1 protein-coding gene is annotated in these 450 nt (G+C 66.7%); it reads right to left on the bottom strand.

The annotated features are described in order from the left end of the window. Window positions 1-168: 168 nt before the first annotated feature. On the bottom strand, window positions 169-450 hold a 282-nt coding region (locus tag ACU8YE_RS25185), incomplete at its 5' end, for an SDR family NAD(P)-dependent oxidoreductase (RefSeq protein ID WP_446930288.1).

Genomic DNA, 450 nt, shown 5'->3' with positions numbered 1-450 from the left:
GCTGATCACCGGCCAGTCCCGGTAGCCTGCTGGAAGCCTGACGTCGAAGATCGGCGACCCGTCGTCGTCCGCACCGCCGGCGCCAGCCGATGACAGGGCGAGCGCGCACGCGGCCGCGACCGACTGCCAATGTATCCGTTGCATCGAGCGGCTCCCTTTGATCGGTGGTCAGATCTGCGCCAGGCCGCCATCGACAAACAGCTCGACGCCGTTGACATAGGCGGATGCGTCCGAAGCCAGGAATAGGACCGCGCCGGTGACGTCCTCCGGTCGGCCGATCCGGTCCGACGGGATGCTCGCGAGCATCCCCATCTTCACCATTTCGGCCTGATCACCGCTGCCGAACAGCTCGGTCAGCCCGGCCGTGTCGGTCACGCCGGGGCTTACGACATTGACCCGGATGTGCCGCTCCTTGAGGTCGAGGATCCAGTTGCGCGCGAAGTTGCGCAC

This window comes from Ralstonia sp. VS2407 (assembly GCF_052950655.1).
The sequence above is the reverse complement of the archived record's forward strand: the minus strand, read 5'-3'. Positions and strand labels throughout refer to the sequence as shown.